The following is a 13538-nucleotide window of genomic DNA, read 5'->3' on the forward strand; positions in this document are numbered from 1 at the left end:
CCGGGCGTGGCGGGACCGGCGGCCGCCGCAGGCGTCAGCCCAGTTCGAGTGTCGTCACGCCGAACACCCGCTCGGCGGCGTGCTCCCGCACCGGGCCGGTGTACATGCGGGCGGTCTCGAACGACGGGCTGAGCCCGGCCTCCTCGGCCAGCGCGACACCCGCCGTGTTCGGTTCGGGTATGTCGAGGGCGATCTCACGCCCCGCGATGCCCGCCGTGAGCGCGGCGAACAGGGCGCGGGCGTCGTCGGCGGTGTCCGCGAACAGCGGGCCGACGCGCAGGGTGTCGCGTCCGGGGCGGATCACGCCGTAGCCGGTGAGACGGCCGCCGTCGTGGCGGACGAAGGAGCGGTGGGCGGGGGCGGTCAGCCACTGGCCGAGGAAGCGCGGGCGGTCGGCCGGGAAGCAGGCGCTGTCGTAGGCCGTGATGGCGGCGAGGTCGTCGGGGCCCGCGGCGCGGACCCCGGTGGGTGCGTCGCTCTCGGGGGCGGCGCCGGTGAAGCGGATGGTGCGGTGGGCGAGCGTGAAGCCGGACTGGCGGTAGTTGTCCTGCTGGGCGACGACGCCGTCGAGGCCGACGGTCCGGTTGCCCGCATGGGCCAGAGCGGTCTTCCAGGTGGCGAACCCGTGGCCGTTGCCGCGCAGGTCGTGACGGACCAGGTAGCAGCCGAGGAAGGCGTAGTCGGAGCCGTAGTTCACCACCGAGATGGCGGAGGCCGGCTCACCGTCGACCCGGCCGAGGAAGAATCCTCCGGGGTCCTGGGCGAAGAAGGCGGGACCGTCGGACAGCCCGGGGTTCCAGCCCTCCTCCGCCGCCCATCCGCTGATCAGCGGCCAGTCGGCGGGGGTGGCCTGCGTGACGACGAGATCCTGCGGGGCCGCTGACGTCATCGGTTCACTCCGTGTTCCGTGTGGTTCGGGCTGGGTCCGGCGCGGCGGTCGTCACCGCGCCCTGATCATCCTTCCCGATCCACCGGCGCCCCCGCCATGCCGGGTCGGCCCGGCGGAGCGTCAATCCTCCCTGCCGTCAAAGCCGTTCGACTCCGGAGAGTGCGGCCTCTGGCATGGCGGAGCCCCACCGGGCCGGCGTCCGGTGGGGCCATGGGGTGCCATGGGTCAGCTGTCGCTGCCCGGGCGGAAACGGCGGAACAGCACGACGCCCGTGGCGATGAGCGCGGCACCGCCGGCCAGGGCGGGAGCCGTCAGGTCCGCACCGGTGTGGGCGAGGGCACCCATGGGTTCCGGCGCCGCGGGCTGCGGCGGGAGCGGGGCCGGGTGGGCCTTGACCGGGACGGACCGCGGCGGGGCCAGGGTCTCGGGCTCCGGAGCGGGCGGCGTCTCGGCCGACCCGTTGACGGAGGAGTTGCCGAAGACCGGGTTGCCCACCCCGACCACGTCGACGCTGTTGCCGCTGAGGTTCACCGGCAGGTGGACCGGGAGCTGGATCCCGTTGCCGGAGACCACTCCGGGCGAGTCGTTCGTGCTGCTCGTCGCGGTCGCGCCCCCGGACGTGGAGGACGCGCCGGTGCCCGTGCCGGCACCGCCGCCGCCGTTGGCGCACTTGTTGCCCATGGCCGGGTTGAGCAGCCCGACCACGTCGACGGTGTTGCCGCACACGTTCACCGGCACATGGACCGGGAGCTGCACGGTGTTGCCGGAAATCACCCCGGGCGAGCCGGCCGCGGTGCCGTCGGCGGAGGCCCCGTCGGCCGCGAGAGCGGCGGACACCGGCAGCGCCATGGCCATCGCCCCAGAGGCGGCGACAGCCATCACACCGTTTCGGGTAGCCCGTCTCATAGCTTCCTGCCTTCCGTGATCATCGCGGGAACGTACCCGCGTCTCATGAAGCGAGCAGTCACCCGCACCACATAAAACGCAGGCGAACCATCCGAGTTATGGCCAAACGGCCATTCACTCCCATGAGTGACCTACATATTCGAATCACTCGTGAAGACATCGATCGGTCGTCGACCGAACATGTCCGCGCCGATCGGCGGCGGGCGGCGGAGCGTACGGCACCTCCGGCCGCCCCGCCCGCCGGGAGGCGGGCCTCGAAGCGCCCGCTTATGGTGAGGGGGGCGCCGGCCCCGGTCCACCTCGGATGCGCCCCGGGAGGCGATCGATGCTGGCCAAGCTGTCCTCACGGCCCGTCGCGCGGCGCGGCGCCGGCGCCGGAGTGCTCGCCCTCGCCCTTCTCGGGGCGGGGCTGCCCGTGGCCGCCGCCGGCCCGGCGGACCCCGGCCTGTCCCGGTTCTACCGGCAGAAGGTGACGTGGGCCGCCTGTACGGATCCGAAGGCGCCCGACGACATGCAGTGCGGGAAGGTCACCGTTCCGCTCGACTACGCGCGGCCCGGCGCGGGCACGCTCGATCTGGCGCTGGCCCGCTACCGGGCGACCGGCCCCTCCCGCGGATCGGTGGTGCTCAACTTCGGCGGCCCGGGCGCGCCGGGCGTGAGCCAGCTCGCCGAGCAGGGCAAGGACTTCATGGACCTGACCAACGGCTACGACGTGGTCTCGTTCGATCCGCGCGGCGTCGGCCGTTCCTCCCCCGTCAGCTGCGGCGAGGGGGAGGACGCGGCCGCGGCGGCGGGAGAGGTGGACACGGCCCGCCCGCAGGTGATGCTGTCGCAGCTACGGAAGTCCGTGACCCTGTGCACCCGGTACTCGGGACCGGTCCTGCAGCACATCGGCACGGTCGACACCGCCCGCGACCTGGACGTCGTACGCCAGGCCCTCGGCGACAGGAAGCTGAACTACCTGGGGTTCTCGTACGGCTCGCGGCTCGGTGCGGTCTACGCCGCCCGGTTCCCGCACGACGTCGGCCGGATGGCACTCGACGGGGTGGACACCCTGACCGAGTCGCTGGCCGAGCAGGGGCTGGCCGGCGTGCAAGGACAGCAGACGGCGCTGGACGACTTCCTGAGCTGGTGCACGACGGACATCGCCTGCCCGTTCGGCCAGGACCGGCGGACCGCCGGGGACCAGGTGGCGCAGGTGGTGCACTCACTGGACGCGGATCCCGTGCCGAACCCCTTCGGCGGCTCCTTCTCCGGCCAGGACCTCGTGGGCGCGATCGGCCAGGCGCTGTACAGCAAGCAGCTGTGGCCCTCCCTGGAACGCGCCCTGGCCTCCCTGACCCAGGACGGCGACATCCAGGGCGTGTTCAACTTCGCCACCGGCGGCGTCTCACTGCCGTTCCGCGCCACCGCGCCCGGCGCCCGGGGCGACAGCGGCGGCACGAAGGAGGACAGCCCGGGCGCGAAGGCCGGCGACGGAGCGAAGAACGACCGTCACAGCGCGAAGAACGGCGGACTGGTCGACGCGCAGGACGTACCGACCGACAACCTTCCCGCCGCCCTGATGGCGATCAACTGCGCCGACGACCCCGACCGGCCCACCGCCGCGCAGATAGGCAAGGACCTCAAGACGCTCGGCGCCGCCTACGCGGAGGCGTCCCCGGTCTTCGGCCGCTACCGGCTGACGCAGCTGCTCATGTGCTACAGCCGCCCACGGGGCACGGACTACATCCGCGATCAGGTCAAGGACGTCCACTCGGCGAAGATGCTGCTGGTGGGCACGCGCGGGGACCCCGCGACGCCGTACCGGTGGACCGTGGAGACGGCCGCGCGGCTCGGCCCCTCCGCCGTGGTCCTCGACAACAAGGGCGACGGGCACACCGGCTACACCTCGTCCCGGTGTGTGCACCGCAAGATCGACGACTTCCTGCTGTACGGCTACCTGCCGCCCAGCGGCAGTTCCTGCCTGACGCAGAACACCGGCTGGAGCTCCGGCACCGAGGCCGTCGACTGAGCCCGGCCGCCACACGAACGGGTGATGACGGAGATCCCGGTACAACCCCGCGGCCGGGCCCCGCGTCCCACCAGGTGGGCGTGCTCCGGCACCCCGTACCCGTACCCGCCCGTGATCAGGGGGAATGCGCCATGCGTCTGCGCGCCGCCCACGCCGTACCCGCCGTCCTCTCCGCGGCCGCGGTTCTGCTGCTCACCGCGCCCGAGGGCCGGGCCGCCCCGTCCCACCTCCCCCGGTCCGCCGCCGCGGAGCACCTCCCCCGGGTCGCGCGGTGCGCGGAGGGGGCGCTGACGCTGCGGGCGAAGGCCGTGCCGGACGCCCCGTCCGTGATCCGCGTCAGTGTCACCAACCGGGGCGCCGCCTGCGCCGTCGACCGCTTCCCCACGGTCACCTTCGGCGATCTGGACGGCGCCGCGCTGCCGGTACCGGAGACCCGGGGCGGCGCGTACCGGCTCGCGTCGGGGGCGACGGCCCACGCGGATGTCCGTACCATCGCCGACCCGGCGGACCCCGAGGCCCGCCGGGTGGACGCGGTCACGGTGGCCGCGTCGGCGTCGCAGTGGGGCCGGACGTTCACCGCCGCGCGGCTGGGGACCGGCGCGGACGTCCGGGTCTGGGAGCCGGTGACCACCTGGTGGCAGCCGACCGCGGCCGCCGCGGACCGGGTGCCCGGGGCTCAGCCGAGGACCAGCTCCGGGGAGTAGAGGTCCAGCCAGTGGGCGAGGTCGAGGGCGCGTTCCAGGCCGCGCCGGGCAGCCTGGCCGCCGAGCGCCGCCCCGTCGTCCGCGGCCGCCCGGAGCCTCTCCCGGTCGACCAGCCCGAAGACGGCGTGGGAGGGCTGGGCGAGGAGGTCCTTCACCTGCTGCTGCAGGGCCCGGGCGTACAGCGGGTCCTGCGTCGAGGGGTACGGGCTCTTGACCCGGTCGTAGACGGAGCGCGGCAGAACGTCGGCGGTGGCCTCGCGCAGCAGGCTCTTCTCCCTGCCGTCGAAGGACTTCAGCGCCCAGGGGGTGTTGTACACGTACTCCACCAGCCGGTGGTCGCAGAACGGCACCCGGACCTCCAGCCCGACGGCCATGCTCATCCGGTCCTTGCGGTCGAGCAGGACGCGGACGAAGCGGGTCAGGTGCAGATGGCACATCCGCCGCATGCGGTACTCGAAGTCGCTCTCGCCGTCCAGGCGGCGCACCTCGGCGACGGCGGTGCGGTGGCTGTCGGCGATGTACGCCTCCAGGTCGAGGGACTCGGCCAGGTCGGGCCGCAGGACGCCGGCGTCCTCTCCGAAGTGCCGGCGGGCGCGCACCAGCCAGGGGAAGGTGTCGGCGGTGCGGGCGTCCTCGTCGAAGAACTGGAGGTAGCCGCCGAAGACCTCGTCGGCCGACTCGCCGGACAGGGCGACCGTGGACTGGTCGCGGATGGCGCGGAAGAGCAGCAGCAGGGAGGCGTCCATGTCGCCGAATCCGGACGGCAGGTCACGGGCGCGGACGACCTGCCGCCGGACGGCGGGATCGGCGAGGGTCTCGGCGTCGAGGACGATGTCCTGGTGGTCGGTGGCGGCGTGCCGGGCCACGTCGTGGACGAACGGCGTGTCGGGGGTGCCGCGCAGTTCGTCGGGGACGAAATGGTCGCTCTGGCCGGCGAAGTCGACGGCGAAGCTGCGCACCTTCTCGCCCCGTTCGGCGAGCTGCCGGGCCGCGAGCGCGGTCATGGCGGAGGAGTCGAGGCCGCCGGAGAGCAGCGTGCAGCGCGGGACGTCGGCGACGAGCTGCCGGCGCACGATGTCATCGAGGAGGTCCCGCACGGTGGCGATGGTGGTGTCGCGGTCGTCGGTGTGCTCGCGGGTCTCCAGCCGCCAGTAGACGCGGGTGCTCGGCCCGGAGCGGTCGACGGTCACGACGGTCCCCGGTTCGACTTCGCGCATGCCGTCCCACACGGCGTGACCCGGTGTCTTGATCATGGTGAACAGCTCGCGCAGGCCGTCCTGGGTGACACGGGGGCGGGCGAGCGGGTTGGCGAGGATCGCCTTGGGCTCGGAGCCGAACAGGACGCCGTCCGGGGTCCGGTGGTAGTAGAAGGGCTTGATGCCCATGCGGTCGCGGATCATCACGAGCTTGTCGTGCCGGCCGTCCCACACGGCGAAGGCGTACATGCCGTTCAGCCGCTCGGCGACGGTGTCACCCCACTCCAGGTAGCCGCGCAGGACCACCTCCGTGTCGGAGTCGGTGGTGAATCGGTGACCCCGGTCGGCGAGTTCACGTCGGAGCTCGGTGAAGTTGTACGCCTCCCCGGAGTAGACCAGGGCGACCGTTCCGCCGGGGGTCCGGGCGGACATCGGCTGCCGGCCGCCCGGGAGGTCGATGACGGCGAGCCGGCGGTGTCCGAGGGCGGCGGGGCCCTCGGCCCAGGTGCCGCGGTCGTCCGGGCCCCGGCAGGCCATCGTCTCGGTCATCGCATCCAATACCGTGGCCTCGGCGGCGAGGTCGCGGTCGTAGGAAACCCATCCGGTGATGCCGCACATGCGCTGCCTCCTGCCTCCGGCAGGTCTCCGGGCCCTCTCTCACCTGCGCTTTCGGGGATGGGCACCGGACGGCCGCCGAACCAGTTGTATCGAGCACCTATACATCGAGCGTCCGTCTTCCGGGCTCCGCGGTCAACGCGGCCGTAACACGGGAGCCGCCCGCTCCCCCACGGTTTCGGCCGGACTTTGCCCGCGCGTCAGCCGCGTATCTGCCGGACACGGGGTCGGAGGGACGGGAATCCGCCATGGGCAAAGACTTGTCCAAGAGGGTGGCGTGTGTGCCCCGGGCGGGACCGGGGCGTGTTCGCGGCACGTTTGCGGCGGGGGCACCGTGGCGCCGGTGGCCGGCCGGCCTCTCCTGCTCAGCCTGTGGCTGCGCCTCCACCTCCGCCCACATGCCGCACAAGATCTGCGACACACTGCGGTCAAGCGGAAGGGAGCACCGATGGGTGACCTGCTGGGTGTGGCGGTACTGGGTGCCGGACACATGGGCGCCGACCACATAAGGCGACTCGACGAAGTGGTGAGCGGCGCGAGGGTGGCGGCCGTCGCCGATCCCGACGTCGACCGGGCGAAGGCGGCGTCGGCGGGGCGCGACGGGGTGAGCGTCCATACGGATCCGCTGGCCGCGCTCGACGCGCCCGGGGTGGCGGCCGTACTGATCGCGTCTCCCGGTCCCGCGCACGAGGAGGCGCTGCTCGCGGCCTTCGCGCGTGGTCTGCCGGTGCTGTGCGAGAAGCCCATGGTGCCGGACTCGGCCGGTGCGCTCCGGATCGTGGAGGCGGAGGCCCGCCTCGGGCGCCGACTGGCGCAGATCGGGTTCATGCGGCGGTTCGACGCGGGGTACCGACGGCTGAAGTCCCTGCTGGACGACGGCAGCCTGGGCCGTCCGCTGATGCTGCACTGCGTCCACCGCAACGTCTCCTCACCGGCCGGTTTCACCAGCGCCATGCTGATCAACAGCTCCGTCTCGCACGAGATCGACGCGGCACGCTGGCTGCTGGGGCAGGAACTGACGGCGGTCACGGTCGTCCGCCCGGCGTCCTCGGCGGGGGCGCCGCAGGGGCTGTCCGACCCGCAGTTCGCGCTCTTCGAGACCGAGCGGGGCGCGCTGGTCGACGTGGAGGTGTTCGTCAACTGCGGTTTCGGATACCAGGTGCGCTGCGAGGCGGTGTGCGAGGCGGGAAGCGCCCGGATCGGGGACGAGCACACCATGGTCGTCACCGCCCGGGGCGGCGCGGCCCAGGAGGTGGCACAGGACTATCTCGTCCGGTTCGCCGACGCCTACGACCGGGAGGTCCAGGCCTGGGTCGACGCGACCCGGCGCGGCGAGGTGACCGGTCCGACCGTGTGGGACGGATACGCCGCCTCCGTGGTCGCCGAGGCGGGGGTCCGCTCACTGGAGAACGGCGGCAGGGTGCCCGTCGAACTCGCCTCCCGCCCTGAGCTGTACACCGAACCCGGCCGCTGACGCCGTCCGGACCGGAACGCCGAACCCAGCCGCTGCATCCGCCCGGACCGGTCCGCCGGTCCCGGCCGGTGAGGTGCCCGCGCGTGACGGGGCGCCCTCGGCCGGCCGGGCGGTCCCGGTCGGCGCCGGCGGCCCGGCACCGGCGGGGCTCACACCCCGCCGAACAGGGCGCTCAGCCCCTGCTCCAGGGCCCCCGTCACGTCCTCGCTCCCCGCCCCGACCACCGCGTAGGTGCACAGCAGGAACCGGCGCAGTGCCGAGGTGGGGAACCGGAGCATCGCGAGGCCGCCCGGCGCGTGGAACTCCACGACCGTACGGGTGCGGCCGAACGGCCAGATCCGTACGTCACCGCAGCCGGCCGGGGTGCGCAGGCCCTGGTCCAGCAGGGAGCGCGCGAAGGTCCAGGTGACCTCGCCGCCTTCGAGCGTGGCCTCGGGCGGGAAGTCCACGAAGACGGCCAGGGGGTCGGCGGCGGTGTAGCGCAGGATCACCGGCACCGGGACCTCGCGGTCCTCGACGGTGAGGAGGTGGGCCCGGGCCGACTGCTCGATGAGGATGTCCATGCCTATAAGGAGTCCTCAAAGGCCTCTTCGAGGACGTGTGATCCGGACAGAGTTGACGCGCGTCGGCCGGTCCTCACCGCCAGAGAACAGGTGAGCGTCGAACACCCGCCCGGACAGCACGCCGAAACACCGTCGAATGGGTCAAGTCCCGTACGTCTCCTACGCCTTGACCGGCGCCGTGCGTACGCACCGATCGTGCGCGGACCACGCCGGAAAGACTCTGGCATATGCCTTAAGCACCACCGTATCGTGTGTTGCCAAATCCCTTACGAGGCGTCGCGGGCTGTGCCACAGTCGTAACGGTCCTCCGTCCCTCCCGCCCGTCGTACCGTTCCCCATCGGAGTGCTTCATGCCGTCCCCTGTCTCCGCGGACCGCCCAGCCGCCCAGCCGCCGGGGCGCGGCGCGGTCGAGGCGTTGATCTCGCAGACCCGGCGGCTCAAGGGCGATGTGGACGCCGTACGACGGGACGCGAGGAGCGGCGGATCGGACCCGGAGGATCGCTGGCAGCGCGCCCTGTGCGACCTGGCGCTGCACCAGCTCGACGACCTGGACGCCCACTTGGCGCAGCTCCGCGACGGTCCGGCACCGACAGGGACCACCACGGACACGGCCGACCAGGCAGCGGCGGACACCGGCAATACGACCGACGCGCCCGACACGGTGTCCGCTCCGTCGGCCGGGCCGGAGGGGCCGCGGCACGAGTCCCTGCTCAGCCGGGTCGGCAGCGCGGAGTGGAACCTGCTCACGGACGAGGCCAGCTGGTCCGGGGAGTTGTACCGGATCCTGGGTCTGGAGCCGGCCTCGCCCGCGCTCACCCTGGACGAACTCCCGGCCCTGGTCGTGGAGGAGGACCGGCCCAAGCTCACCTCGATGGTCACCGACTGCCTGGTGGACGCCAGGTCCATCGACGGCGAGTTCCGGGTCGTCCGGCCCGACACCTCCGTACGGACCGTGCACATGATGGGCGAGCCCGTCCTGGGCGAGGACGGCAGCACCGCCTCGATGTGGGCGGTGCTGCGGGACGTCAGCGAACTGCGCCTGCACCGGCGGACCGTGCTCGAGAGCAGCGACTCGGTACGGCGCCACCGCCGCCAGGACCGCACCGAGCGGCGGCTCGCCGCCGAGGTGCAGGAAGCGGTGTTGCCGGCCTGGACCGGTTCCCTGCGTCTGCCCCACGGGGGGCCGCGCGCGCTGGACCTCGCCGCCCGCCACCTGCCGGCCGCGACTCCCGGGCTCATCGGGGGTGAGTGGTACGACGCGCTCGAACTGGGCGACGACACGACCCTGCTCAGCGTCGGTGATCTCACCGGGCAGGGGGTGGCCGCCACTTCGGGCATGGCGATGGTGCTGGGCGCGGTGCGCGGCATGGCGATGGCCGGCACCTCTCCCGGCCGTCTGCTGTCCCTGCTGAGCCAGTTGCTCGACACCGCCGCGCAGCCCGCCCTCGGCAGCGCCCTGTGCTGCCACTACCGGCCCGAGACCCGCACCCTGGTGTGGGCGCGCGCGGGACACCCCGCCCCGCTGCTGTTCCGCGACGGGACGGGGCGCGTCCTGCAGGCACCGGACGGCGCACCGCTCGGCGTCACCCCGAACGCCGCGTACGGGCAGGCCGAAGTGACCCTGGAGCCGGGCGATCTGCTCCTCCTCCACACCGACGGGCTGCTCTCCGGGCACCCCGGGACCACGGTGATGGACCGACTGCTCGGCCTCGCCCCACGTTTCACGCGCACGTCCACCGCACAGGACGGTTTACGCACGGTGGTCGAGGAGTTCGGCGGGACAGAACGTGTGGACGCCGCCTGTGTGCTCGTCGCGAAGGTCACCGGCTGAAGCGCACCGCACCGGGCGGTGGCCGTGACGGCGCGGGACCGCCCTATGCCGGCACTCCGCTGTCCCCCTTGCTCCTGGGCTTGGGCAGCGCGAGCCGGATCTCCTCACGCAGCTCATGGATCTTCGGGTAGCCGGAGTACTCCGCGGTGAGCCGGTACATCTCCCGCAGCCGGTCCCAGGTGCGGCGGGACGAGTTCGACCCCATCGACATCAGCGCCAGCCGGGCGTAGCGGTCGGCCTGTTCGGGGTCGTCGGCGATGAAACAGGCCGAGGCCATGGACAGATGGTCGAAGATCTTCGACCGCTCCCGTCCGTCGACGCGCAGGGACAGGGCCTTCTCCGCGTAGTACTGGGCCTGCGTGGCCGCCGCAGGGTCGAACTCGGCGAGCGTCCGGTAGGCGAGGGCCTGCATGCCGTACAGATCCTCGTGCTTGAAGGTCTGCATCCAGTCCGGCGCCTCCGTGCTCGTACGGTCGGAGACGAAGAGGTCCTCCGCCTGTCCGAGCGTGCGGCGCATCGCCTGGCCTCTGCCCATGGAGGCCTGTGCCCAGGCCTCGATGGTGTGGAACATCGCCTTCGTACGCGGCTGCAGGCGCTCGCCCGAACCGGACTGGGCGAGCTTCATGAGGTCCAGCGCGTCGTCGGGCCGTCCGAGGTGGACCATCTGCCGGGCCGCCCGGGACAGTGCCTCGCCGGCCCGCGGCCGGTCCCCGCCCTCGTGGGCGGCATGGGCGGCGATGACGAAGTACTTCTGGGCCGTGGGTTCCAGGCCGACGTCGTGCGACATCCAGCCGGCGAGGACGGCGAGGTTGGCCGCGACGCCCCACAGGCGCCGCTGGAGGTGGGGTGGGTGGCGGTAGGCGAGCATGCCGCCCACCTCGTTGAGCTGGCCCACGACCGCCTTGCGCTGCAGGCCGCCGCCACGAGCGGCGTCCCAGGCGCGGAACACCTCGACCGAACGCTCCAGTTCCTCGACCTCCTGCGACCCGATGGGGGCGGCCTCATAGCGGTCGAACCCGGCGGAGTCGGCGTGCAGGGGGTCGTCGAGGACGGGGGCGTCGGCCCTCAGGGTGGGGTCGGTGTGCAGCCAGTCGTGCATGGCGCTGCTGAGCGTGGATCCCGCGGCGAGCGCGGCGCCCGCGCCCACCAAGCCGCGTCGGTTGAGCATGAGGTCCATTCCCGTGAATTCGGTGAGGACCGCGGCGGTTCGTTCGGGCGCCCACGGCACGCCGTCGGGATGTTCCTCGTTCCCGTCGCCCTGCCGTTTCCCCGCACGCCCGTGCCGTACCAGACCGAGGTCCTCAATGGTCACGACACGGCCGAGACGCTCGGTGAACAGAGCCGCCAGCACCCGCGGCACCGGATCGCGCGGGATCTCTCCCGTGTCGATCCACCGCCGCACCCGCGAGGTGTCCGTCGACAGCTGGGGGTGGCCCATGGCCGCCGCCTGCTTGTTGACGAGCCTCGCCAGTTCCCCCTTGGACCAGCCGGCCAGGCCGAACAGGTCCGCCAGGCGGGTGTTGGGTTGTCCGCTCACGTCAAGCCCCCAGGTTCTCGGCTGAGTTGACAGTAGCCCCGTGCGGGTTGCCGGGCGACTATTCGCCATGGTTCGCCAGGGTGCGCCAGATGGTGTGCCAGTGGCCGCCGGGTGTCAGGTAGGAAAGCGCCACCCCGACCCGGTCACCGCAAGGACACTCCCCAGGGTGCACCCGGGCGACCGGGACGGGTGGGCGCATGCGTCAAGAGCACTCGGACGTGAGCGCGGGGCGCTCCGGGACGCGGGAGACCGCGGACCGGACGCGACCGCCGAACGACCGCGGAGGACCGGAGAACCTCTCCGCGCCACCGCGGCACAGCACCACCGCAGCACAGCACAGCACCACAGGAGCACAGCACCACAGGAGCGCGACAACTCCACAGCAGGACAGCTCCACAGCTCCACCCGAGCACCACCACTGCACCAACGCACCACAGCTGGACTTACAGGCAGGCACCGCAGGCACACGAAGGGATCTGTATCTCCCATGTACGCAGCATCATCCTCCGTGTCCGCCCCGCCCCGGCCGCTGCGTCCCCGCCCCGCGGGCGGCGCGCCGTACCTGGATCCGGCGGCGCGGCCGGCGGCAGCCGTGCTGGGTGCGGGCCGTCCACGGCGCATCCCGGCACAGGGCGGACTCCAACCGCTCAGCGGAAGGATCGACTTGTCCGGTCCGCAGGGAGCGCAGCTGCGCGCCGCGATCGCCTCGGTGCACCGCATCTGCCCGGAGTTCGCTCCGGTCCAGGTGCTGCGCCGCAGCGGGCGGTCCGTGCTCCTGGTCGGGACGACGGGGCGCACCACGGCCGTGGCGAAGTGTCTCCTGGACCATTCTCCCGCCTGGGCCGACCGGACCCGGCACGAAATAGCCGCATACCGCTCGTTCGTCCGGCACCGGCCGCCGGTGCGGGTGCCGAGGCTGATCGCCGCGGACCCGGACAACTGCACCCTGGTGATCGAGCGCATGCCCGGCCGGGTGGCGGCGCTCCAGCGGCACCCCTTGGAGGCGCCGCCCCGCGCGGACATCCGCGCCGCGCTCGGCTCGATCTGCCGGCTGAACGCCTGGCGCCCCCCGGCGGGCACGTTCGACGCCCCGCTGGACTACGCCGCCCGCATCTCCCGCTACCACGAACTGGGCCTGCTGACCGACCGGGACCTGGGTGACCTGCAGAAACTGCTGCATGGCATCGCGCACGCGTCCGGCCGCCAGGGCATGGGGCAGTTCTGTCACGGCGACGCCCTGCTGTCGAACATCCTGCTCTCCCCTGCCGGGCCGGTGCTCGTGGACTGGGAGCACGCGGGCTGGTACCTGCCGGGATACGACCTGGCCACGCTCTGGCTGGTCCTCGGGGACGCCCCGATGGCCCGCCGCCAGATCAGCCAGATCGCCCAGTCGGCCGGCCCCGCCTCGCGGGACGCGTTCCTGGTCAACCTCATGCTGGTGCTGACGCGGGAGATCCGTACCTACGAGACGGCCGTCCAGCGTTCGATGCACGACACGGCCCCGGCGGCCCCGGGTACGGCCCACCCGGGCGCCGCGCCGTCCGGCGAGGAACAGCGGCTGCTGCTGCGGCGGCTGCACGACGACTGCCAGCTGGCCCGGCGGGCCGTACGCGCGGCGGTCGGCACTCGCTGACGGGGACGACGGTTCCGCGGTGCGCCGAGAGCGGCGGCGCACCGCGGACCTTCGTATGTACGGGCCGTCTCCCCCTCACCTGTGTACGGACCCTTTCCCCTCACCCGCCCTCACCCGCTCCCCGGACCGCGCGGGCTCTCCTCGGCGTGCTCCCGCTCCTCGCCGCGCGGCTTCC

10 protein-coding genes are annotated in these 13538 nt (G+C 72.8%); 5 read left to right on the top strand and 5 right to left on the bottom strand.

The window, feature by feature from the left end; translation table 11 throughout:
• Window positions 1-34: 34 nt before the first annotated feature.
• Complete coding sequence (locus ACIPRD_RS11905; protein WP_401562390.1) at window positions 35-889, bottom strand: GNAT family N-acetyltransferase; 855 nt, start codon at window positions 887-889, stop codon at window positions 35-37.
• Window positions 890-1114: 225 nt separating this feature from the next.
• Entirely contained in the window at window positions 1115-1768 is a 654-nt protein-coding gene (locus ACIPRD_RS11910) for a chaplin (RefSeq protein ID WP_401562392.1), read from the bottom strand.
• 352 nt (window positions 1769-2120) lie between these two features.
• Here ACIPRD_RS11910 and ACIPRD_RS11915 point away from each other — a divergent pair, with 352 nt between their 5' ends.
• On the top strand, window positions 2121-3809 hold the full coding sequence (locus ACIPRD_RS11915; RefSeq protein ID WP_401562394.1) for an alpha/beta hydrolase: 1689 nt from the start codon (window positions 2121-2123) through the stop codon (window positions 3807-3809).
• Window positions 3810-3940: 131 nt separating this feature from the next.
• The gene (locus ACIPRD_RS11920) at window positions 3941-4513 is read left to right on the top strand and encodes a DUF4232 domain-containing protein (RefSeq protein ID WP_401562395.1); all 573 of its coding nucleotides are present in this window, start codon (window positions 3941-3943) and stop codon (window positions 4511-4513) included.
• On the opposite strand, the gene asnB is transcribed toward ACIPRD_RS11920, so the two are convergent.
• On the bottom strand, window positions 4486-6327 hold the full coding sequence (gene asnB / locus ACIPRD_RS11925) for an asparagine synthase (glutamine-hydrolyzing) (RefSeq protein ID WP_401562397.1): 1842 nt from the start codon (window positions 6325-6327) through the stop codon (window positions 4486-4488). The two genes, ACIPRD_RS11920 and asnB, sit on opposite strands and share 28 nt — an antisense overlap.
• A gap of 445 nt (window positions 6328-6772) precedes the next feature.
• Between asnB and ACIPRD_RS11930 the strand changes: the two genes are divergently transcribed.
• Window positions 6773-7798 (top strand): Gfo/Idh/MocA family oxidoreductase, encoded by a 1026-nt coding sequence (locus ACIPRD_RS11930; protein WP_401562399.1) that lies wholly within the window; start codon window positions 6773-6775, stop codon window positions 7796-7798.
• 149 nt (window positions 7799-7947) lie between these two features.
• On the opposite strand, the gene ACIPRD_RS11935 is transcribed toward ACIPRD_RS11930, so the two are convergent.
• Window positions 7948-8361, bottom strand: coding sequence for an SsgA family sporulation/cell division regulator (locus ACIPRD_RS11935; RefSeq protein ID WP_356407239.1), 414 nt, complete (start codon window positions 8359-8361; stop codon window positions 7948-7950).
• A 350-nt stretch (window positions 8362-8711) separates the two neighbouring features.
• Between ACIPRD_RS11935 and ACIPRD_RS11940 the strand changes: the two genes are divergently transcribed.
• Window positions 8712-10193: a PP2C family protein-serine/threonine phosphatase gene (locus ACIPRD_RS11940; RefSeq protein WP_401562401.1), complete on the top strand. Its 1482-nt coding sequence runs from the start codon at window positions 8712-8714 to the stop codon at window positions 10191-10193.
• Window positions 10194-10236: 43 nt separating this feature from the next.
• Here the strand turns inward: ACIPRD_RS11940 and ACIPRD_RS11945 are convergent, their stop codons facing one another.
• The gene (locus tag ACIPRD_RS11945) at window positions 10237-11730 is read right to left on the bottom strand and encodes a hypothetical protein (protein WP_356407245.1); all 1494 of its coding nucleotides are present in this window, start codon (window positions 11728-11730) and stop codon (window positions 10237-10239) included.
• 487 nt (window positions 11731-12217) lie between these two features.
• Here ACIPRD_RS11945 and ACIPRD_RS11950 point away from each other — a divergent pair, with 487 nt between their 5' ends.
• Window positions 12218-13363 (top strand): aminoglycoside phosphotransferase family protein, encoded by a 1146-nt coding sequence (locus tag ACIPRD_RS11950; protein WP_356407248.1) that lies wholly within the window; start codon window positions 12218-12220, stop codon window positions 13361-13363.
• Window positions 13364-13538 lie beyond the last annotated feature (175 nt).

This window comes from Streptomyces sp. NPDC090108 (assembly GCF_044747185.1).
Taxonomy (GTDB): domain Bacteria; phylum Actinomycetota; class Actinomycetes; order Streptomycetales; family Streptomycetaceae; genus Streptomyces.